This is a genomic window from Microcystis aeruginosa NIES-2549 (genome assembly GCF_000981785.2).
GTDB lineage: Bacteria > Cyanobacteriota > Cyanobacteriia > Cyanobacteriales > Microcystaceae > Microcystis > Microcystis aeruginosa_C.
The window spans coordinates 2,472,102-2,491,779 of sequence record NZ_CP011304.1 but is presented as its reverse complement, the minus strand read 5'-3'; the positions used below and the strand labels follow the sequence as shown (position 1 = coordinate 2,491,779).

General features: G+C 42.1%; 16 protein-coding genes and 1 pseudogene. 6 read left to right on the top strand and 11 right to left on the bottom strand.

The features are described 5' to 3' along the window. Nucleotides 1-98 precede the first annotated feature (98 nt). The 4 genes from myaer_RS12285 to myaer_RS12270 form a co-directional block, all read right to left on the bottom strand. Nucleotides 99-656, bottom strand: coding sequence for a hypothetical protein (locus myaer_RS12285; protein ID WP_046662301.1), 558 nt, complete (start codon nucleotides 654-656; stop codon nucleotides 99-101). Between the two features lie 134 nt (nucleotides 657-790). After that, the gene (locus myaer_RS12280) at nucleotides 791-2,155 is read right to left on the bottom strand and encodes a GTP-binding protein (protein WP_046662300.1); all 1,365 of its coding nucleotides are present in this window, start codon (nucleotides 2,153-2,155) and stop codon (nucleotides 791-793) included. Between the two features lie 157 nt (nucleotides 2,156-2,312). Continuing rightward, complete coding sequence (folK, locus tag myaer_RS12275; protein WP_046662299.1) at nucleotides 2,313-2,777, bottom strand: 2-amino-4-hydroxy-6-hydroxymethyldihydropteridine diphosphokinase; 465 nt, start codon at nucleotides 2,775-2,777, stop codon at nucleotides 2,313-2,315. Then, on the bottom strand, nucleotides 2,774-3,484 hold the full coding sequence (locus myaer_RS12270; protein WP_046663745.1) for a sirohydrochlorin chelatase: 711 nt from the start codon (nucleotides 3,482-3,484) through the stop codon (nucleotides 2,774-2,776). The genes folK and myaer_RS12270 overlap by 4 nt, the downstream gene beginning before the upstream one ends. Nucleotides 3,485-3,951: 467 nt before the next feature. Between myaer_RS12270 and myaer_RS12260 the strand changes: the two are divergent. Beyond that, nucleotides 3,952-4,544, top strand: a pseudogene (locus myaer_RS12260) (IS607 family transposase). Then, nucleotides 4,516-5,754 (top strand): RNA-guided endonuclease InsQ/TnpB family protein, encoded by a 1,239-nt coding sequence (locus myaer_RS12255; RefSeq protein ID WP_046662298.1) that lies wholly within the window; start codon nucleotides 4,516-4,518, stop codon nucleotides 5,752-5,754. Before myaer_RS12260 ends, myaer_RS12255 begins: the two are co-directional and overlap by 29 nt. Nucleotides 5,755-5,980: 226 nt before the next feature. On the opposite strand, the gene myaer_RS12250 is transcribed toward myaer_RS12255, so the two are convergent. Both myaer_RS12250 and myaer_RS12245 read right to left on the bottom strand, forming a co-directional pair. Then, nucleotides 5,981-7,732 (bottom strand): mechanosensitive ion channel family protein, encoded by a 1,752-nt coding sequence (locus myaer_RS12250; protein WP_174236821.1) that lies wholly within the window; start codon nucleotides 7,730-7,732, stop codon nucleotides 5,981-5,983. A 170-nt stretch (nucleotides 7,733-7,902) separates the two neighbouring features. Continuing rightward, nucleotides 7,903-8,175 (bottom strand): DUF1345 domain-containing protein, encoded by a 273-nt coding sequence (locus tag myaer_RS12245; RefSeq protein WP_268807330.1) that lies wholly within the window; start codon nucleotides 8,173-8,175, stop codon nucleotides 7,903-7,905. A gap of 360 nt (nucleotides 8,176-8,535) precedes the next feature. Between myaer_RS12245 and myaer_RS12240 the strand changes: the two genes are divergently transcribed. After that, entirely contained in the window at nucleotides 8,536-9,090 is a 555-nt protein-coding gene (locus myaer_RS12240; protein WP_046662296.1) for a hypothetical protein, read from the top strand. Nucleotides 9,091-9,232: 142 nt separating this feature from the next. Here the strand turns inward: myaer_RS12240 and myaer_RS12235 are convergent, their stop codons facing one another. Then, entirely contained in the window at nucleotides 9,233-10,345 is a 1,113-nt protein-coding gene (locus tag myaer_RS12235; protein ID WP_046662295.1) for a sensor histidine kinase, read from the bottom strand. Nucleotides 10,346-10,883: 538 nt separating this feature from the next. Between myaer_RS12235 and myaer_RS12230 the strand changes: the two genes are divergently transcribed. Beyond that, on the top strand, nucleotides 10,884-11,300 hold the full coding sequence (locus myaer_RS12230; RefSeq protein ID WP_046662294.1) for a DUF1816 domain-containing protein: 417 nt from the start codon (nucleotides 10,884-10,886) through the stop codon (nucleotides 11,298-11,300). A gap of 26 nt (nucleotides 11,301-11,326) precedes the next feature. Here myaer_RS12230 and myaer_RS12225 read toward each other — a convergent pair whose 3' ends face one another. Further along, nucleotides 11,327-11,521 (bottom strand): hypothetical protein, encoded by a 195-nt coding sequence (locus myaer_RS12225; protein ID WP_046662293.1) that lies wholly within the window; start codon nucleotides 11,519-11,521, stop codon nucleotides 11,327-11,329. A 497-nt stretch (nucleotides 11,522-12,018) separates the two neighbouring features. On the opposite strand from myaer_RS12225, the gene myaer_RS12220 reads away from it, so the two are divergent. Both myaer_RS12220 and myaer_RS12215 read left to right on the top strand, forming a co-directional pair. Then, a complete protein-coding gene (locus myaer_RS12220) occupies nucleotides 12,019-14,289 on the top strand; it encodes a GspE/PulE family protein (protein ID WP_046662292.1) in 2,271 nt (756 codons plus the stop codon). Nucleotides 14,290-14,342: 53 nt separating this feature from the next. After that, the gene (locus tag myaer_RS12215) at nucleotides 14,343-14,633 is read left to right on the top strand and encodes a DUF3082 domain-containing protein (RefSeq protein ID WP_046662291.1); all 291 of its coding nucleotides are present in this window, start codon (nucleotides 14,343-14,345) and stop codon (nucleotides 14,631-14,633) included. Between the two features lie 82 nt (nucleotides 14,634-14,715). Here myaer_RS12215 and myaer_RS12210 read toward each other — a convergent pair whose 3' ends face one another. The 3 genes from myaer_RS12210 to myaer_RS12200 all read right to left on the bottom strand — a co-directional run bounded on the left by myaer_RS12210 (nucleotide 14,716) and on the right by myaer_RS12200 (nucleotide 19,549). Further along, a complete protein-coding gene (locus tag myaer_RS12210; protein ID WP_046662290.1) occupies nucleotides 14,716-16,365 on the bottom strand; it encodes an alpha/beta hydrolase in 1,650 nt (549 codons plus the stop codon). Nucleotides 16,366-16,583: 218 nt separating this feature from the next. Continuing rightward, entirely contained in the window at nucleotides 16,584-18,227 is a 1,644-nt protein-coding gene (locus myaer_RS12205) for a Ppx/GppA phosphatase family protein (RefSeq protein ID WP_046662289.1), read from the bottom strand. A 110-nt stretch (nucleotides 18,228-18,337) separates the two neighbouring features. Beyond that, a complete protein-coding gene (locus myaer_RS12200; RefSeq protein WP_046662288.1) occupies nucleotides 18,338-19,549 on the bottom strand; it encodes a pentapeptide repeat-containing protein in 1,212 nt (403 codons plus the stop codon). Between the last annotated feature and the right edge of the window lie 129 nt (nucleotides 19,550-19,678).

Sequence of the window (19,678 nt, the reverse complement as noted above, 5' to 3'; positions counted from 1 at the left end):
CAGCAGGAAACTTCTATTTAATACTGCACACTTAAAAACTCACATCTGATAACTGTTAACTTACCCACTGATAACTGATAACTGATAACTGTTAACTGTTAATAGGCACTTCTGGGTCGAGAATTGACGGTAGATTGGGGTGGAGAAGCGGGGGAAGGTTTCAGGTTCGGGGCAGATTTACGCTGTAAAAAGATAGTTTGGAAGGGTTGGGGATGAGTCAATCCGGTTTCGGGTTTTTCTGCTTGTTGAGCTAGTTGATGTTTAAGGGTTTCATTGGTGGCCAAAAGATGGCGCTCGTGACGTTGCAGCGTTTCCAGTTTACCAAATTCTTTGTCCCAAACCTTGGGAATATATACCGTCCAAGCATATATTCCCAGAGTCGAACCCAACAGACAAAAAGTAATCACGGCCACTATTCTTTCTAGGAGGCAAAGAGAACGTAATTGACGCGAGGCTAATTGTTTTTGTGTCGGGGCAACGGGAACTCTCGCCACCGATTTAGTCGCTGGTTTGACGGTGGGAGTCGGGGAGTATTGAGCAACTGGTTTAGTAGTGGGGTTGGGGGAAGTTACCCGCGACTGGGGACGGTGTTGACTCGGGTGGCTTTTTTGGCGAGGAACGGGAACGGGAATATAGGACTTATGGGCAGCAGACATGATTTTCTCTCAATATTTCTAGCTAGTTGTCGTTGTCAAAAATTAAGTTTCTAAAATCAGGAGTCGGTCATCAGGAGTAAATGGAGTAAATATTTAATTGATAACTGTTCCCTTTTTTCCTTTTTCCTTTAAAATCACTGTTCTAGTTCTAGACGTAAACGAGATAAAATAGTTTGCGGATGAACTTGAGCAAGAATTTGATTAATCACCGTACTCGGTCCGGATGCCCCCCAACTACAACCGCGTTCTAGATAGATTTTGGCGGCTTTCCCGATGATATAAGTTCCATAAGCGGCAATTGCTCCCTGTAGGAGAGCGGTGCTACCGTAGAGGGTTAAAGAGGTGGGATTTTCAAAAATACTCGTCGCTGCCGCTGCCGTTTTGCCCAAACCGATAATCACAGTGCCGAGGATTTCCCCCACCAGCAACCCCGCACTACTCAAAAGTAGAGTCCGCCAGAGTTGACCAGCTTGGTGACTGGTAATCGGCAAGCCGTACAAACGAGCCAAAGCCCGAACTAGAGTCAAATCGACGATTGAAGCCCCTAGGAGGTCTAAAATAGCGATCGGATTAGCCGCAATCGCTAAAGCCTTATATTTCGCGTATTGCCAGATAATTTCCTCCGCTTGACTGTCCCGCAGTTCTAGGGTTTTTCTAGCGATATTTTCCTCCGCTTCTTGCCCTTGCACTAAAGCATTGAGGGCCAGCAGTGATCGCCCTTCCCGATTTAAAATCGTTAAGAGTTTATCTTGCAGCTCCTCAATTTGGGGGGGAGGGGTTTCCCACTCAGTCACCACGCGCCCATCGGGGTATTCCACCCGGACGGGAATCGGTTGCGGTTCGGCGGCTACCATAACTATCTCATCGCTAGTTAACAAATCTTCTAACGTTTTTTCGTTCCGATTGGTTCCTAATCTCTGTAACTGCTGAAAAATCTGGCGGCGATCAGCCTCCGGATAGAGGTCAATCTTATTAAACACCAAAATGATCGGTTTTTTCGCCTGGCGCAATTCTCCTAAGGCCTCGTATTCAGTGCGGGTAATATCCCCCGCAACGATAAATAAAATCAAATCGGCACTTTTAGCGACTTCTCTGGCCATATTCGCCCGCGCTTCCCCTTCAATCTCATCCAATCCGGGAGTATCGATTAATTCTATCTGAATTTTACCCGTGGCGGGGATCCAACGCACCGATCGCGGCCAGCGTGTCACCCCGTGCAGGGGGCCAGTTGTCAGGACTTTTTGACCGACTAAAGCGTTTACCACCGAGGATTTACCGCGACTGACTAACCCGAAGGCCGCCACCCGAATCACCGTTTCATCCAGTTTATCCAAGGCCGATTTTAAGGACTGCAAATCTTGTTTAACGGCGGCCTGAAGTTGGGGATCGGGGGGATAATTCCAATGGCGGCGAAAACTGGCATACCAAGTTAAGGCCTGTTGTAAACTAGCCTTAGCCTGATTGTAATGAGTTTCCTCGATCGATGGGGTCTTGGTCACGGTTGATTTTTTTACTGTTTATTGATGCTGCTGCCTTTATTGTAGAGTTTCGGGGCGGTAACTGAGATGAGGTTATCTGGGGTTAGGGGAAGACTTTTCAGGAATCAATGAAAAGAAACTAGGGAAGTTTTCCACTAAAACCCTAACACCTAATATCCTACTCCGCCAATCCCAATTGCCCCAATAGCTGAAGGATAGTTTTTCCAGTTACGGGATCTGGCCAATCGGGGGCAATTTCTGCCAGGGGAAGCAGCACAAAGGCCCGTTCTCGGCAGCGGGGATGGGGTATCTGTAATTCGGGCGTTTCTAAGATCAGGTCATCATAAAATATTAAGTCTAAATCGAGGGTACGCGGTCCCCATCTTTCCCGTCGGACTCTGCCGAATAACTGCTCGATTTCTAATAATTTATGCAGTAAATCTAAGGGAGATAAATCCACTTGCACAATGGCGCAACCGTTGAGATAATCGGGCTGAGGCGGCCCGACGGCCGCGGTTTGATGCCATTGGGAATGAGCTTCTAGTTTAATTCCTTTGACTCGCTCTAATTCCCCTAAAGCTTGCCCTAAAATTGTCGCTGAATCCCCTAAATTACTGCCCAGAGCGATCGCTGCCCGCTTCATCTACATCCTTCCTCAACAATAATCTCGGCTAATTCCCCCGTCGCTCCCAAAGATTTACCTAAAAATATATTGACATTTGGATGCTTTTGTGATATGTCAAAAACTTGGGCTTCGATCGCATCCGTAATTCCCCCGGCAAAGAGGAAATAGGGCAGTATAGCGATTTTTTGGCTACCTTGAGCGATTAAAATCTCGATTTGTTGGGATAAACTCGGTTCTATCGACCAATAAGCTGTAATTGCCCCAGAAAACGCCGCTAGATTTTCCACTTCCCGATTACCCCCGGGGCGACGACTACCGTGGGACAGTAAAATGCGGTCTTGGTGGCTTAAATCGGCAAATTGTCGGGATAACAGCGATTTTATGCCCTGATAACTGCCTAAATGGGGCTTTAACTCTAGCTTAATTGGCGATCGCACTTTGTCCACGGCCGCGGGAATATCTTCTTTAACGTGAACCCCCGACAGGAGAAACAGGGGGATAATCTGCAACCGGTTACATCCTTGGCTTTGTGCTTGTTGGGCAAAAGCTTCTATTTGTTGATTGAGAGGTGTTATCGCTAATTCTAGGGCGGCAGTCCCTACTAATACCCGATTATCTGCTTCTAGAACCGCTATAGATGGGCTAAACTCCGATTTACTCGCCAATCTTTCGGCGGGTTGACTAATTTTTTCTTGAACTAAGGCTGCTAATTGTGTCACCGCCATGGCTGGACGCGGATCGCGACTACCGTGGAAAACCAATAAGTAGGCTGAGGAGGTCTTCAAAGAAATCTTGCCAAAATATTTCAGCTTTTAGCCTAATACATTTTCTCTCCCTTTAGGCATAAATGCCCCTGATATTCTCAATTTAGCCTATCTGAATTGGTAAGCGGGAAAACGTCACCATTGGTGGGAAGTGCTACCATTTTACGCGATGTAAAGTGTGAGCAAATCAGCCCGCCGGCTTGAGTTAGCCTAGATATTGAGATATAATTGCTATTGACAGAAACTGCCAGAGGTATGTTTGTATTATGCGGGTAATTAGCCGTCGAATACTTCGCGATTTCTGTATGACCAACGCTAATTCCTGCGAGTCTCTCTATGATTGGTATTGTAAAGTTTTGTAAAAAATATATGCAAATGACTGCAAACAACTGCTAATATGGTTAGTACAAGTTTACGTTGCAGTTCATATAAAACTATCAGATTATGCTAAGAAAAAGGGATCAGTTATGACACTGCTTGGAGAATGTGGAATCGAGGGCAGTTACAAGGAGAACGTCTTCCTACAGGAACAATTATTATTTTTGAAGATGACCGTTCTTGCGGTGAAAATAAAGTAGCTATTTATGCGCGAGTTTCTAGTTCAGAAAATAAATCTAACTTAGAGACTCAGGCAAAAAGATTGGAAGCTTATTGTATTGCGAAAGGCTATCAAATTGTTCGAGTAGTTAAAGAAGTAGGAAGTGGAGTCAATGATCATCGAAAGCTATTATTAAAACTTCTAGAACAAACTGATTATAATTTGATTGTCGTAGAACATAAAGATCGTTTAAGCAGAGTAGGGTTTAATTATCTGAAAGTTCTTTTAACTCAAACAAATAGAGATATAGAGGTCGTGAATCTAGCAGAAGAAAGAAAAGACGATTTAAGGCAAGACTTCGTGAGCATAATTACCTCATTTTGCGCTCGATTATACTCATTAAGACAACGAAATAGAAAGACAGAATGTTTAATTAAATGCCTTGAGGAGAATGATGAAATTAGTTCAAAAACATCTAATTAAATTTAATCACAAAAATTATTCAGTAATTGATAAATTAGGATTTTTATCGAAGAATCTGTATAATTGTGCTGTTTATTTAAACCGTCAAGTTTTCTTTTCACATCAACCATTTTTAACAATGACTGAGTTACATCATGCCTTAAAAATGAGTCCAGATTATCAAGCCTTACCCGCCAAAGTAAGTCAGTTAGTATTAAAGCAAGTAGAAAAAACCTTTAAATCCTACCAAAAAGCGAAAGAACAATACAAAAAATCGCCAGATAAATTTACAGGAGAGCCTAAGTTGCCAAGATACAAAGACAAGGAAAAAGGTAGAAACGTTTTAACTTATAACTATCAAGCCATTTCTAAAAAAGCGTTGAAGCAAGGTTTAATCAAGCTATCAGGGACTAATTTAGAATTTAAAACTAATTTAAAGGAAGTCTTAGAGGTCAGGATTATTCCTAAATTGGGTGCTTATTGTTTAGAGATTGTCTATGAACAACCATCCTCATCAAGTCAAGAGGGAGAAAGATATGCTTTTATCGATTTAGGCTTAAATAACCTAGCTGCTGTTACCTCTAATATTCCCGAATTTCAGCCAACTTTAGTATGTGGAAAAGCCTTAAAATCCTGCAATCAAAAGTACAACAAGACACTAGCTAAACTCAAATCGGAATTACCCAGTCTACAGAAGACCAGTAAAAGAATACAAGGTTTAACTTTAAAGCGTAATTGCCAGGTGGATTATTACCTCCACACCGCTAGTAAATATATTATTGATAAATTACTAGCTCATCAACTTAACCTTTTAGTTATTGGTCATAATCAAGGCTGGAAACAAAACATTAATATTGGAGATAGAAATAACCAGTCATTCGTAAATATTCCTCATTCAAGGTTGATCGAACAACTTACCTATAAAGCAAATTTAGTAGGAATAGAGGTCAAAACAACTAATGAAAGCTATACCTCTAAATGTAGTTTCTTGGACTTAGAGTCTATTCAAAAGCAAAAAAGCTATTTAGGCAAGAGAATTAAAAGAGGACTATTCAGAAGCTCGTCGGGTTATTTCTATGGAGCAGATATTAATGGTTCCTTAAATATTGGAAGAAAGGTAGTCGGAGAGGCCGCCTTTAGCGGGAATCCGATAGAGAGGTTCGTAGTTAACCCAGTACGGGTCAAAGCGTACAAAGCTAATTCTAGATGCAATATTTGCGTACAGAATTAGTAACTATAGAGTCGCTAGTAAAGCAGCATGGCAAAATCTAATCGATGTGCAAGCCACTTATATAGCGCTTTTCACGTTACTGACGTATCGACAAGTTTTGCCAACAAAGGGTTTAAGCCCCTTGCCCATGCCTCATTCTGATGAAAACTGCTATATCTCCTTCTAAGCTCAATTAACATTATATTAATAATCCGCCAATAGTGAGCGCTTAAAAACGGATTTACTATCATAATGTGTTGTTTTCCTGATTGTCTGAAGATTGAACGCGAAAGGGAGGCGCAACATAATCGGAAGGTAAATAATTTTCGGGGATAGTTGTTGTATTTCCATCTCGTAGGGCGGTGTAACTGGGAGAGAGAATCTCAATCCCGGCTTCATTACACTTATCTTGAATATTTTGATGGAGTTCTGAATAAATTATTACCATCAAATTGGGTTGGTTAGTGTAAGCGTTTAATTGATAACTGATGTAGAAATTATCTAGGCTAGTTTGCAGGACAAAAGGTGCGGGTTCTTTGAGGATATGCTCGGTTTCTAGAGCAGCTTCAATTAAAGTTTTGTGGGCTTTTCGCCAAGGCAGATCGTACCCTAGGGTAATCGTTGTCTGAATAATTAGATGTCTGTTTAATTCCCGCGAGGAAATACTAAAGTTAATTACATTACTACTTAATAAAGATGAGTTAGGAATAGTAATGATTTTATTAGTGGGAGTGCAAATGCGAATGACTAGGAAGTTTTTTTCAATTAGGTCGCCAATTACATCTCCTACTTGAATGTGATCTCCGATGCGAAAAGCCCGGGTATAGATAAGAATAATTCCCCCAATAACATTGGCAATCGCTGACGTAGAACCAAGGGATAAAAGAAGACCAATAAAAACAGAAACACCTCGAAAAGCAGGGGAATCAAAACCGGGCAAATAGGGAAAAGCCACTATTGCTGCTAAGGCAATAATTATGACTAATAGGAGATTGTAAGTAGGTTTAGCCCAATCAGTATAAAAACCAGGAATAACCAGAGTTCCTCTTTCTATTGCCGCAAAAAAGGGCTTGATTAGCCGGATTAAGTAGTAGGTTATAAAAATGATTATGGCAATAATAAAAGCATTGGGAAGATATTGGCCAATAGAGGATAAAACCAGTTCTAATGATTGATAAAAATAACCTAAAATACTCTCGCCAAAAACTCTTGTCCAGGGAAATAAACGCAGTACAAATGTAGCATAATTAAATAGTAATAAAAACAGAACAAAGAAGCGAATTATCCGAAGAACTCGCAGCCAAAAGAAGCTAATTTTAGAGGAAGATATGAACTCAACATTCCCGATTTGAATGCCCGGTGTCAAGGATTCAATTAAACGTCTAATAAAGGGAAATAGTTTTCCTGAAATTTTGATAACTGCAAAGCTAATAATCAAGAAAGCAAAACTAGCTATAACCGTATAAATGATGTTCTTAAGTAGTTGTTCTGGTTTTCGATCTTGGCGATATTGAGCGATAGCAAGCTGAATTTTTTGTAAAGCTTGTTGAGCTAAAACTTCTGGCGTTGAACGATAGGCTTTTGCGTCTCCCTCAGTCACCGTTAGAATTACTTCTTGATCTACACTTAAATAAAGTGAGTTATCATCGGGAATCTGCTCAATTGTCAGGTTCTCAATAGGAATAGAATCATTTTGAGCAATTCTTTCAATTCTCCGGGTAATAGCGTTAGCTCTCTCCTCCGCCGAAAATGAAGAAACTCCCCGTCGGATAAAAAAGAGGGGTTTTCCATCTAAAATAACTGGAAAGCCGTCAATTTTGTTTTCTGGTTGTGTCGGATTTTGAGCTATTCCCAAAAGAGGAGAGGTGAGAGTCAGTAGTAAAACTACAACAAATATTAGCAAAGTATGCCCAATTTTTTTTATCCATCCTCTAGCTCTAGATGGTGTAGTTAGCATTAAATATCTTTGATTAATATCGACAACTGGTACAAATTTCATAGGATTAAGTCAGATTTTTCTGTGTGTATTCTGGTAATATTTAGACATTAATTTCCCAGGGTGAGGTGCAGAGAACCTAGACTGAGACAGGAGAGGAAATTAAGTCAGAAGTGCTAGATTTAATTTCATTGCTATGGCATTGACGAAAGCTCTTATGAACCATAACTTCCTTAATAGAATATCTTTTTTGCTGAGATTAAATTACCAATCATTCCCAAAATAATAGCAATAATCGAGACGGATAAAAAAGAGAAAAGCATCCCGTGGGTTGCTACCAGCCGCCGCATTGCCGTACTATTAATACTTGTATCGGAGGTTTGATAACAAGCCGCCATACAAAAACCTTGATAGAGAAATTCCGTCCCATTAGGTCGATCGCAATCGGGAAAAACTAGGCCTTTACCATCATGATAGTAGCGCACTGCATATTCTTGGCTGTAGATCGATTGACCAAATGTCAGCAGAAAGTTAGCAAAATCATCTAGTCACACCAGTCAATAAAACGCCGTAGCAATTCTATCTATCCTAGTACAATTGCTCAGGAGCTAAGATCGATTAACCTAGAACAGTTAGCCAATAACCAAATTCAGGCGTTGACAAGTTGATGTCACTTTTCTCATCAACCCCTGGCAAAAGTCAAAAAGTAATCAATAATAATATGCAGGGGTTAATTATTGCTACTATGGCAAGAGTGCCTCTTGCCTGACTGGCATTAGGAGTCTGTTCATAGCTTCGGGAATTGTCAAAACCGAGATGTAGTTACTCGTTGAACACCACAAAGGCTCAAATATGGAGTGTTATTTATGGGCTATTTATCCCTATCCGAACAGATTACCGCGGAACTTCTGGCAATCCTGATCGAAGAAGAAGTCACCTATCCCTGGGATGTAACCGCTGTTGAGAGTAATGATCCCTTAGACGTGACGGAAACGCCTTTTTCTCTGTGTGAAGGACTAGAAGCGACGGCGATCGAGGCACAAGCTCATAGATTCTTTAGCAGTTTACACCAAAAATTCCCGACAGTTTCCGTTTCATCTCGGTCTAATATCTTTGATAAATTTGCCTCTTTACTGCCAGCCGAACATTTAAATCGTCTAGTAGAAAGTGCTGAAAATCTAGTTAATAGTCAATTAGATAACTTTGATCGCCTTGTTGTTTGTCTTAGCCAGCTTTTTCCCCAATGGTCTCCAGAAGATTTAGAGGTTTTTGCCCGTCCCTACGCCTATACTATGCGTAATGGCCAAAGCGAAACCACTATAGAAACCGAAGATTGGCAAAGTCTTTCCGAAATTGAACAAATTCGCCGGAGTGCAGCCATCGCCAGCCAGATTTTCCGCGACTTGTCTTCCCCTGAATAGTCATCTCGTTATCAGCTGCACTGCATTTAAACTACCCCTTAGATATTTTAGTACAAATGCTCAAACTGCCTCTCCCAAGTCCGGCGCTCCCTTCTCCCCTATCCCCTTACCGATTACTGTTTACCGATCACTGAAAAAACCCCTACTCCCAATTCGGAGATATTGCTAGGGAAAAACGAAAAGTGCTGCCTTTACCTAATTCACTTTCTACCTCCATGTGACTTTGGTGTAATTCCACTAAACGACGGGTAATTGCTAAACCGATACCACTACCCCCAGAATAACGGGAACGAGAACGATCGGCCCGCCAAAAGCGCTCGAAAATAAAGGGTAAGTCTTCTGCTGCGATACCGATTCCCGTATCGATAACGGCAATTTGTAGGTGATTTTTGTCCCTTGTCACTTGCAGGGTAATTGCACCCTGATCGGTGTAACGAATGGCATTACCGAGCAGATTAACTAAAATTTGTTCAAGGCGATCGGGATCGGCTATTACAGATGGTAAATTGGGGGGACAATCTAACTGTAAAGTCGGTCCATCTTCTAATAATTGATCGGCAAATTTTTCGATAAGAGAATTTAACAAAGTTAATAAATTAACAGGTTGTAGTTTAATCGAGAGATAACCAGATTCCGCTCGCGATAACTCCTGTAGATCGTGGGTTAAACGTTCTAACCTGCGGGTTTCTTTCACTAATTTCTGATAAAGTTCTGGATTAGGTTCGATCGCACCATCGGCTAATTCTTCCAGATATCCCCGTACCACAGTTAAAGGGGTGCGTAATTCGTGGGTAAGATCACCGATTAATTCCTGGCGACGTTTTTCCACATCGGCTAAACTAATCGCCATCTGATTAAAACTGATGGCTAATTGATTTAATTCTGGGATTTCGCTTTCTGGAACTCGCGCCGATAAATCCCCTTCGGCAAAATTTTTAGTGATTTGTTTCATTTGTTTTACTGGTTTCATAATGCGTTGAGAAACCAAAAAACTCAGATAACCAGCCGCACTTCCTCCTGCAATAAATGACCAAATAGCACTACTATCCCAAGCCGTCTCAAAACCCCTAACCAAGAAAGTTCTCGCCGAGCGCACGGTAAAAAATCCCTGCCTTTCTAACTGTTCCAAACGTAAAACAAACATTCGCGGAGAAGATAATTTAGCAATGATAATAAAGCTACTTAATCCCACCACCATAACGAGGAGATGGGATAAAAATAATCTGGTTCCTAAGCTTAATTTTGGTGTCCGCATATTTGTTAAAAAACTCCATTTGTTGTCAATATTATTGACAGTATTTCTCATAAAGATGAAGTATAACAGGATTGGGCATCGACGACCGACAACCGAATCCAAAAAACGAAAACTTCCTACCTGACCATTAAGATAACTGCTATATATAGCGTTTCCTAAGCTAGTAAGGTACACCTGTTTTTCTTCCCCTTTGCCTTTTGCCTCTTGCCTTTTGCCTAAAACCCATAACTTTTGTACCTCAGCAGACTGAAAAACGCTATATTCGGCTATAGCATCTTGAATAAACTGACGGGAGAAAAAATCCTCATAGATGTCTTCTGGGATGGCTCAATAAAAGAACTCTATCGGGTTCTTCCTGTGGAAGAATCTCCCCTTAAGCTATGCTGTGAGGGGAGAGTAGGTCGAAACTTAACTTTTTGCCGCTCTATGCTATGGTATCAAGAGGCGCTACTCTGTTAGGAGATGATTTTGCTTGAGTCATCTGCTCAAAGTAGCGTCTGTTTTTTAACCCTTACCCCAAAAAGAGAATCTTTTCTGTATGCTAGAGGCTAATAATCAGGGAGAGAATCAAATATTTCTCTATGAAGTTGTTTTTTCGGGTTCTTCTGGCTCTTTGCCTCAACGCTTCTCCCGAACAGTCCTGCGAATACCTAAAAGCCGCATGAGTCAAGAAACACAGCGCCTCCTGCGCCAAGGTGCCAAGATTCTCAGTATTAAGCCTCTTGACCCAGAAACTGTCTCCATCAAGCCTATTTCACCCCCTCAACCCTGGTGGGTAGAGATCACTACCAGTCAGCCGAAATGTCTCTATTATTTCGGTCCTTTTGAGAGTTTTTCGGAAGCTTTGTCCCATCAATCCGGTTATATCGAAGACCTACAATCAGAATCCGCCGTGGGGATTAATAGCAAAATTAAACAATGTCAGCCCGAGGTTTTAACTCAAGAAGATTTTTAATTTATGGTATCTAATTATACAGATTTTTAGGGATAGTTAGTCTCCTCCTGTTTTCGTTTAATGATGCCTTGACCTTCACAGAATTTACAGGGGATGGATTCATTCTCTGTCTCTAGATGGATTCTTCCTTTGCCTTGGCAGTGGGGACAAATAACTTTTTCTTCCCACCAATAATTCTCTAAAAAAGCCTCATCGGTAATATAGCTAAAATCTTCAAACATTGCCTTGTCCTCTTATCGTTCAGATAGCTTAATCTGCAGAAGTGTTGAATCCTGCAATAAAACTTCACAAAACCAGTATTTTACAGTGCTAAATTAGATTCGCTATTGAGAATGGAGTCAATAATCAGTCCTTTTTCGTATCATCAGAGCGAATACATAACTTGGTCATGATCTTCAAAATCTTAACATTCAACACTTCTGCTTAATCTGGGTTCATCTTTCCACCTGAGAAATTGAAAATCAGTTTTACCCCCATCCTAAAAAAGATCAGGTTCATTCTCTTTGAAACTTAAATTACTTCATATTTATTTATAGTTATTAATATATAATGAGTGTTCACTATCAATCCTTGCTAAGTAGCCGACGATAAATTTTCTTTCTCCTGCCTATTGCCCGTTAGCCCTTGCCTCCAAAAAATAGCCCGTCTGTTAGCTACGGTGAGAAAATGGGCATAATATAGATGTAGTGGGCTGTACAATCTTAACTGGCTCTATTCCATGTCATCAGCAAACGAGAACCCCCAGACCAAGCTGCCTTCCTTTGCTCAAAAGTTAGTGCAATCGGGTTATATTACCATCGGGCAACTAGAAAAGGCAATAATCCAGAAGCAGAAAAGTCATTTATCTCTACTGGCAATTTTACCCCTGATCACCGGTCGTCCTTTACCCAAAGAGGTACTAGCATACTACCGACTCGAACAACTGTCAAAACTAAAAGCCAAGTATGGGTTAGAATATCTTGACCCGGAGAGTGAGACGATCGACTGGATAGAAATCGAAAATCTGTTTCGCACAGTCCTTCCCTTTGAAATTTGCCGTCGTTATCAGATCCTGCCCCTACAAAAACAAGAATCCGATCCCAAAGTCCTTCACCTAGCCATGGTGGATCCCGCTAATCAGGAAATTCTCGATGATTTACGTCGTATCCTCCGGGATAAAGAATTGCAGTTTGAGCGTCGTGTCATCGCCCGGGCAGATTACCAGAAATTGGTCGAAATCTATCGTTCTCGTCAAGAAGAAGCCTTATCTGGCCATCGTCTTCCCCAAGAACAGGATCTAAAGACCATAGTTGACATAACCGATATTTTTGAAGATGGACCATCTCTCCCCCATCTCAACCGCGAATTAGCCGACGAGGATCTCGGTCTAATTCAACAGGCCAATCAAGGGACGATCGTCAGTGTCGTTAATAATATCCTTGTTCAAGCCATTGAAAGCAAAGCGACGGAAATTCACCTAGAACCCCAAGAAAGTCAATTAACTGTGCGTTTTCGCCAAGATGGTCTGCTGCGTTCTGCCTGGGAACCGATTTCTCGGGAAGCGACCCCGGCGATTATCTCACGGTTAAAAATTCTGGCTAACCTCGATGTCAGCGAGAAATCGCGACCTCAACAGGGAAAAATGACCAAAACTTTTTCCGGTCGCAAAATAGATTTTCGTCTCCACACCCTACCCAGTCAACACGGGGAAAAAATTCTCTTGCGGGTTTTTGATTCTCGATCCCCACTTTGGCCCCTCGATGAGTTGATTACTAGCCAAGAAACCTGTAAACTGGTACGCACCATGATCGAGCGCCAAGCGGGGTTGATTCTGCTCACCGCACCATCCGGAGGCGGTTGTTCTACCAGTTTCTATTCTCTACTAGCCCATCGAAACCAGGGCGAGGTTAATATCGCCACCGTGGAAACCTCGATCGAACGCGGCCTTAACGGTATTACCCAAGTGGAAATCCCTGATGGTCAAGGTCAAGATTATGCCTCGATTTTGCCCTCTTTCCGGAATCAAGATGTGGATATCATCGGCATCGATCGTCTGGCGGATTCTTCCACCCTTGCCCATGCCCTAGAAGCGGCTTTGACAGGACATTTAGTTATTTCTAGTTTACCCCTCAATAGTGCCTTTGCAGCGATCGCTCGCCTCAATCAATTAGCGGAGCCGGCCCTAGTCGCCGATACCCTAGTTGGAGTGATCAATCAAAGACTGGTGCGACGGGTTTGTCAGGTTTGTCGGCTGAAACATCAACCAAAAAGGGAGGAATTAGCTAAATTTGGTCTTTCTCCCGCCCAAGCTGCTCAATACAGCTTTTATAAAGCTAATTCCCTCACTGCCGAAGAAATCATCCAAGCGCGGGAAAAAGGGAAATTATGCCGTCATTGTCACGGCATCGGTTATCAGTCCCAGATTGGGGTCTTTGAAGTGATTACGATTACCCCTGACCTCAAAACTTGCATCGCTGAGAATAAACCCGCCGATATGCTCAAAAAAGTGGCAACACAGGCAGGATTCAAGTCTCTCCTCGCCTACGGTTTGGAATTAGTCCGCCAAGGTTATACTACCCTAGAGGAAATCGACCGCGTCATGGCCGATAAATTAACTTTACCCTCCCTCTCTGCTGCCAATAATCCTGAGATTCCTCTGGATGTTTTCGGAAGAATCGAGGCGATCGAGCAGTTATTACAGGCTCTCAATGGTGAATTACAGTCACTAAAGCGAGAAATTAGCCTAAATTCGCCCAAAAATTCCCCTAAAAGCGCAAATCCGACTATTATCGACCAGGAGCTACCTGATTTGACTAATTCAGTTCTTCCTTCCCGAAACTGGTCATCGGACAAGGAAATGATCGTTTCCGCTGCCCCTGTTTATGAGGAGTTAACCGACCCCGGCGATTGGGAACAGTTAAAACAGGAACTAGACGCGAATCAGGATCTGATTGTCTCCTCCGATTCAGACGATCCTTTCTCTGTCTCCGCCCTCGATCCTTGGTCCTAGTCGGGGAAAAGAATTAAAATTTAAGCTGGACAATATTTGAGAACTAAAAAGTAATGACCACAGAATTAGAAACCCAAAAAGTTACTCCTACTCGCTGTTTAGTTGGTGCGGCAATTTCGGCAGCACTGGGGACAATTCTCTATTATCTTACAGCAGCGATCGGTCATTCTTTTTACTCAAAACCAATGGTGGCGCACAGTCCGATCGCCTTAAGAATTGGCAGCGCTGTCCGGACTTTAGTTTTTGGTTTAGCTTCTCTAGGAACCTTTATTTTTATTTTTGTCACCATTGGTTTAATTCTTTTGGCTATCCAATTACTACTTAAACCCCCTCAACAAACATAAATTTGGAAGTGGCGAAGTGGCGAGCTTATCAGTGATCAGTTTACTGATCACTGAACACTGATAACTGATAACTGATAACTGATTAACGGACATTTTGAGCCACAAAATCTTCGATCAGTTGTTCTAAAGCAGCCGAGGAGGCGCGGGTAATCAGAAAACATCTAAACTCCTGGCCTTGACTGAGATATTGGGAATAGGCCGCCTGTAAAAAAGGTTTATAGCCGGGGTTTTTGCGAATATACACCTCAAAAAAGGCCAAAGATAGGGAATGGGCGTAACTATCGATCAGATATGGTGCCGGCAGGGTAAGATCGGCTACGGATTCGAGTGCTTCGTTAATTCCCGCATCTAGTACCGAAAAATCGACGTGAGCTTGACCTTCAATCAGAGTTAAATATTTATTGTCGGTATTGAGCAGAGGAAAAGAGCGCACCTGTTCAAAAATAGCTGGGGTGGCGGGATCGTAGGTTCCTGCCGCTACAAAAGTGGCAATTTCGATCTTAGCCAGTCCTTTAGCCCCAAAAATACTCCAATTAAACGGATTAACCGCAAAAATCGCTTTTATTCTTTGATCGCGAAAGTTGTATTCCTCTCGGGGTAAATCCAAAGCACGACACTGCAGCAAGAGGGAGACATTGAGAAAAGCTAATCTTCTTTGGCAGTCCCGTTGTAAATTCTCGAAATCGATCGTCGCTCCACCTACAGCTAGGGCTGTATAACCGCCGAAGGAATGTCCACCAACTCCCACATTATCTAAATCTAATTGCCCCTGAAATTCCCTAGCGTTGCGTCTTTGCAATTCATCGATCACAAAAGATATGTCCAATGGACGATTGACAAATTCGTTGCTATAAAAAACCGTCCGCGATAAACCGGCGAGTAGATTCTGTACCTGTAGGGTATCACTGCCGGGGTGTTGGGGTATGGCAACGAGATAACCGTAACTAGCCCAATGTTCCGCTTGTCGGACAAAATCTTCGGGACGGGAAGCTAAACCGTGGGAAAAGACGATAACGGGGGTTTTCTGGGTTAATTGTCCCTTGGGTTTGACAATAATTAGATAAAGTTCCCTCTGACGACGGCCATCGGTTAAATCCAGCCGCATCTGTTCCACTTGTCGCGGTCCCGGTTGTCGGGGGTCGGTCATGGCCGTAAAATTAATTTCACCGGCCTTTTTAGCTTCTTCTAAGGACAATTGCGCCACCTTTTCCGTAAACACTTTGGTGGCTTTCAGGACGATATCGATCGCCCGGGCTAATCTTTGCACTTTTGTCACATCAATCTGCATATTAGTGGGCAGATTACGCAGCAGGTTAAGAATAGTTACCCCTTCCGGTTCAAAGGCTGATTTAATTAGAGCAGAACGCAGGGCAAATTTACCATTAATACCCCCTTGAATGGTGATCAGTTCCCCTAAAAGGGTTAGTATATCTTCCCCCATTCTGGTGTTAAAAAAGCGCGAGATCAGGACGGGATTAACTTCTTTACTTGTGGTTAAAGCTTGGCGAAATTCTTTTTGTTGTTCGGCGGTTGTATTACCTAAATATTGTCTTAGATTAGCGTCAATTCTGCCAGTTTTGGCAAAGTTTTCTAGGGAACTAATTTCTAGGGTACGACTAAAGGGCGCTAAGATAAAAGTGATTCTCTCGGCCGAGAGGACAGGAAAGCTAGTCAGTATTGTTCCTAAGCAACCCAGAGCGATTGAGCGGCTAATTTTGGCTAATTGCAACAAGTTTTTCTGCTCCTTTTCTTCCTGCGATCCTATTCCTTCTCGATTATAACAGTAACCTAGCAGTTTTTAACGGTTTTCCTGCTTAATTATCAACAAAAATTATCAATATAATCTTGACCTAGAATAATAGTTAACAAGTCTCGAAAATTCCCATCTTGCCGATTTGAAGCTACTTAATACCCTCGGTAGTCAAGGATAACCGATCACCTTTCATGATTTCAGGGTAAAAATGCCAAAGTTGCCACCACTTTCACCCCAAATTCTTCCTCAAAAACAGGTTTTTTATAGTCTAGACTCCATAATTCTAAAGCACAATCATCTTCAGCATTATTGGGGAAAAGGTGCAGATGTAGGGTTCTATATTCAGGATCGTACTTACATTCAATCTTTTTAATCGCTCCTATTTGTCGCCGATCTAAAGCCACAGCCAAGCGCAGTATAGCACTTAAATGTCTGACCATATACTGATAGTATTCAGTTAATTTCATAAAATCATCGTGCCTTTTCTTCGGCTTACTTTTGCGATGATAACGAGCGATATTAGCGATCACTTCTAACTCTATTTCCGTATAGCCCAACAGTTCACCATTACGAATTAAATAATAGGAATGTTTATGATGGGCAGCATGACTAACATATAAACCACTATTATGCAGTATAGCCGCCGCCCATAATAAATCTTTAGCCTCCTGATTCCAAGAATGTAATTGTCCTTGAATTTGCTCGAACAAAGACAGGGAAAATGCCGCTATTCTCTCAGCAGATTCTAAATTAACTTGATACTTTTTCGCTATTTTCAAAACACTGCGCTGACGGATTTCACTCTGATAAAGTAACCGATTATCAATTAAACCGTGCGTCAGCATCCAATCGACGATTACCCCTTCTCGCAAGGCCCTTTCACAGAGAACTAACTTATCAACATCTAACATGGTCATCGCTTCCAAAAGCACGATCGAACCAGCTAGAATTATCTCGGCCCGTTTATCGGACATCCCCAGAATTGCCAGCCTTTGATGATAGTCCAAAGTTGCGAAACGTTTGACCAATTCTTTGACATCTTTGCGGGTTAATTGATAGCCATTTAAAGGATTGGGAATTTCCCCCAATTTCTCCAAAGCATGGATAGTCATCAAAGTTTCGATCGTCCCAGAAGTTCCCACTAACCGCGGCACTTCTCCCACCTGTAAATGATGTTTAATTTCCTCTACTGCTCGCTCTAACATTCCCCTGGTGTATGCCCTTAAATAGGCCAATTCTGTGGTACTAATGGGATCGGTAGTAATGAAATCTTGGCTCAAACGCACCGCACCGATTTTGGTACTACCAAGAAAGCGAATTTCTTGACTATCGGCTAAGATTAATTCCGTGGAACCGCCACCGATATCGATAATAATATGGGCTTGATTTTGGAAATCCATCCCCGAGACGACACCGAGATAAATCCGGCGCGCTTCCTCCTGTCCGGAGATGAGATTTACGGAAATACCGACTTCTTTCTCGATTAAAGCCAAAAATTCGTCACCGTTGGCCGCTTCCCGGGTGGCGCTAGTGGCAACGGCAATAATCTGATCCGCCTGGAGACTAATAGCTAGATCGTGACAGCGTTTTAAAGCCGCAATCGCTCTTTCCATGGCCCCTAGGGTTAATTTACCGGTTTTCCGATCTCGATCGCCCAGACGGACTGTATCCTTTTCTCGGGCAATAATCGTAAAAGCGGGTAAAGACGGTTCAATTTTCACTACTACCATGTGAACCGAATTCGTACCAATATCGATCGCCGCTAGGATTTGGACATCGGGGACTTTTGCTGGGGGCGCTAGTTCCCGATTGGGTGTAACTTGATTAGAAATATTCACCATCGCTTATCAGTGATCAGTTACCAGTCGGGGGATAGGTGTTAGGGCTGGTCTTATTATCCCTCTAATTGTCCGCCTCGGCGCCGCAATTTTAGCTTTGTCTAGCAGTTATCTTATTCGTCAATATACAATTTTCGCTGCTCCAGGGCCAATTGCCGGAATTCCCCTTCCCCAAAATCTCCCTCCCTGGGACGGCGCTCTTCCTCGGACTCGACTAAATAGATATAATCACAATCAACCCCTTCTAAATTGGTATTTTCGGCGATTTTCCAAGCTTCGATACAAGCACCCGTCAGGGTGGCTGCCTGTAAATTGGCTCTCATCACGTTACTATGGGCTAAATTGGCCCCTTCTAGATTGGCGTAGGCTAAATTTGCCTCGCTGAAATTTGCCCTAGTCAGGTTGGCATTTTTGAAGTTAAACCCGTAGAGATTCAGTCTGCGAAAATTATAGCCAATATAAGCTTTATTTTCCCCTTGACCAGTCACCAGAAGATTTCTCATCGCCACTTCGGCCAAAATTGTCTTTTCCCAACGCGCTCGCTCGATGCCCAATACCAGATAAAATCGAGTTCTAGTTAAATCTTTTGCCCTTAAATCAGTGGCTTTTAACTGCGCTCCCGTGAAATCGGCTTCTTTAAGATTTGCCCCGCAAAAATTTGTACCTTTACTGGCTAAAAAAGCAATTGCCATGGATTTCGTGATCGTTTCTCCCGATTCTTCTAGGGATAACCAGGCCAGATAAGCGGTGAATAAAGTACCACAAACCCCAACCATAAAAGCTATAGAAAAAGTTCCATTCATCACGGCTATCCCTGCTAATGCTCCTTGAAAAGCTAGGATAATTACTGTCAATAAAATTAAAATTAAGTTGATAAAAATTGCTAAGGTAAAACTTATTGCTTGGCCAGAAATTAAGGATAAAACTAAGGGCAATCCCCCAACTCGTTGACGATAAAATATTCCGTAAATTAGAGATAAAATCGTAATTATCACCGCACCAATGATTTTAAATTCGGTTACATCTGTCACCAGCATTAAAGCTAGATAATAACCAGCTAATCCCCACACCAAGCCACAGATAGCCGCTATTAACCAAGAAATTAAAATTAATTGTAGCCGACCGCGCTTTAGTAATCCTGCCCTAGCCTCGGTAAATTTAGTTTTCTCTAAAATAGCCCCTTGAAAATTAGTGCCACGGATATCCGCTTTACTAAAATTAGCCCCCGATAAATTCTTTCCGTGAAAACACTGTCCTTTTAATTTTACTCCTGTAAAATTGCGTTTCCCTTTGGCATATAAATCCAGTACCTCACTTGCTTTCATAAGACCTCTTGCAGAAATCAAAAATCGTTTTTAGGGTTAGGAGTCAGTAGCCAGTAGTCAGGAGAATTAAGAATGAATAATAATCAATTAAATGGTCTATTTAAAGATTTTGTGTTATTTAATCCTTAT

Coding starts and splice junctions, on each gene's coding strand:
- myaer_RS12215 (WP_046662291.1), top strand. CDS start 14,343: ATGACCACAGAATTAGAAACCCAAAAAGTTACTCCTACTCGCTGTTTA.
- myaer_RS12250 (WP_174236821.1), bottom strand. CDS start 7,732: ATGAAATTTGTACCAGTTGTCGATATTAATCAAAGATATTTAATGCTA.
- myaer_RS12255 (WP_046662298.1), top strand. CDS start 4,516: ATGAAATTAGTTCAAAAACATCTAATTAAATTTAATCACAAAAATTAT.
- myaer_RS12235 (WP_046662295.1), bottom strand. CDS start 10,345: ATGCGGACACCAAAATTAAGCTTAGGAACCAGATTATTTTTATCCCAT.
- myaer_RS12240 (WP_046662296.1), top strand. CDS start 8,536: ATGGGCTATTTATCCCTATCCGAACAGATTACCGCGGAACTTCTGGCA.
- myaer_RS12205 (WP_046662289.1), bottom strand. CDS start 18,227: ATGGTGAATATTTCTAATCAAGTTACACCCAATCGGGAACTAGCGCCC.
- myaer_RS12270 (WP_046663745.1), bottom strand. CDS start 3,484: ATGGCGGTGACACAATTAGCAGCCTTAGTTCAAGAAAAAATTAGTCAA.
- myaer_RS12285 (WP_046662301.1), bottom strand. CDS start 656: ATGTCTGCTGCCCATAAGTCCTATATTCCCGTTCCCGTTCCTCGCCAA.
- myaer_RS12220 (WP_046662292.1), top strand. CDS start 12,019: ATGTCATCAGCAAACGAGAACCCCCAGACCAAGCTGCCTTCCTTTGCT.
- myaer_RS12225 (WP_046662293.1), bottom strand. CDS start 11,521: ATGTTTGAAGATTTTAGCTATATTACCGATGAGGCTTTTTTAGAGAAT.
- myaer_RS12200 (WP_046662288.1), bottom strand. CDS start 19,549: ATGAAAGCAAGTGAGGTACTGGATTTATATGCCAAAGGGAAACGCAAT.
- folK (WP_046662299.1), bottom strand. CDS start 2,777: ATGAAGCGGGCAGCGATCGCTCTGGGCAGTAATTTAGGGGATTCAGCG.
- myaer_RS12230 (WP_046662294.1), top strand. CDS start 10,884: ATGCTAGAGGCTAATAATCAGGGAGAGAATCAAATATTTCTCTATGAA.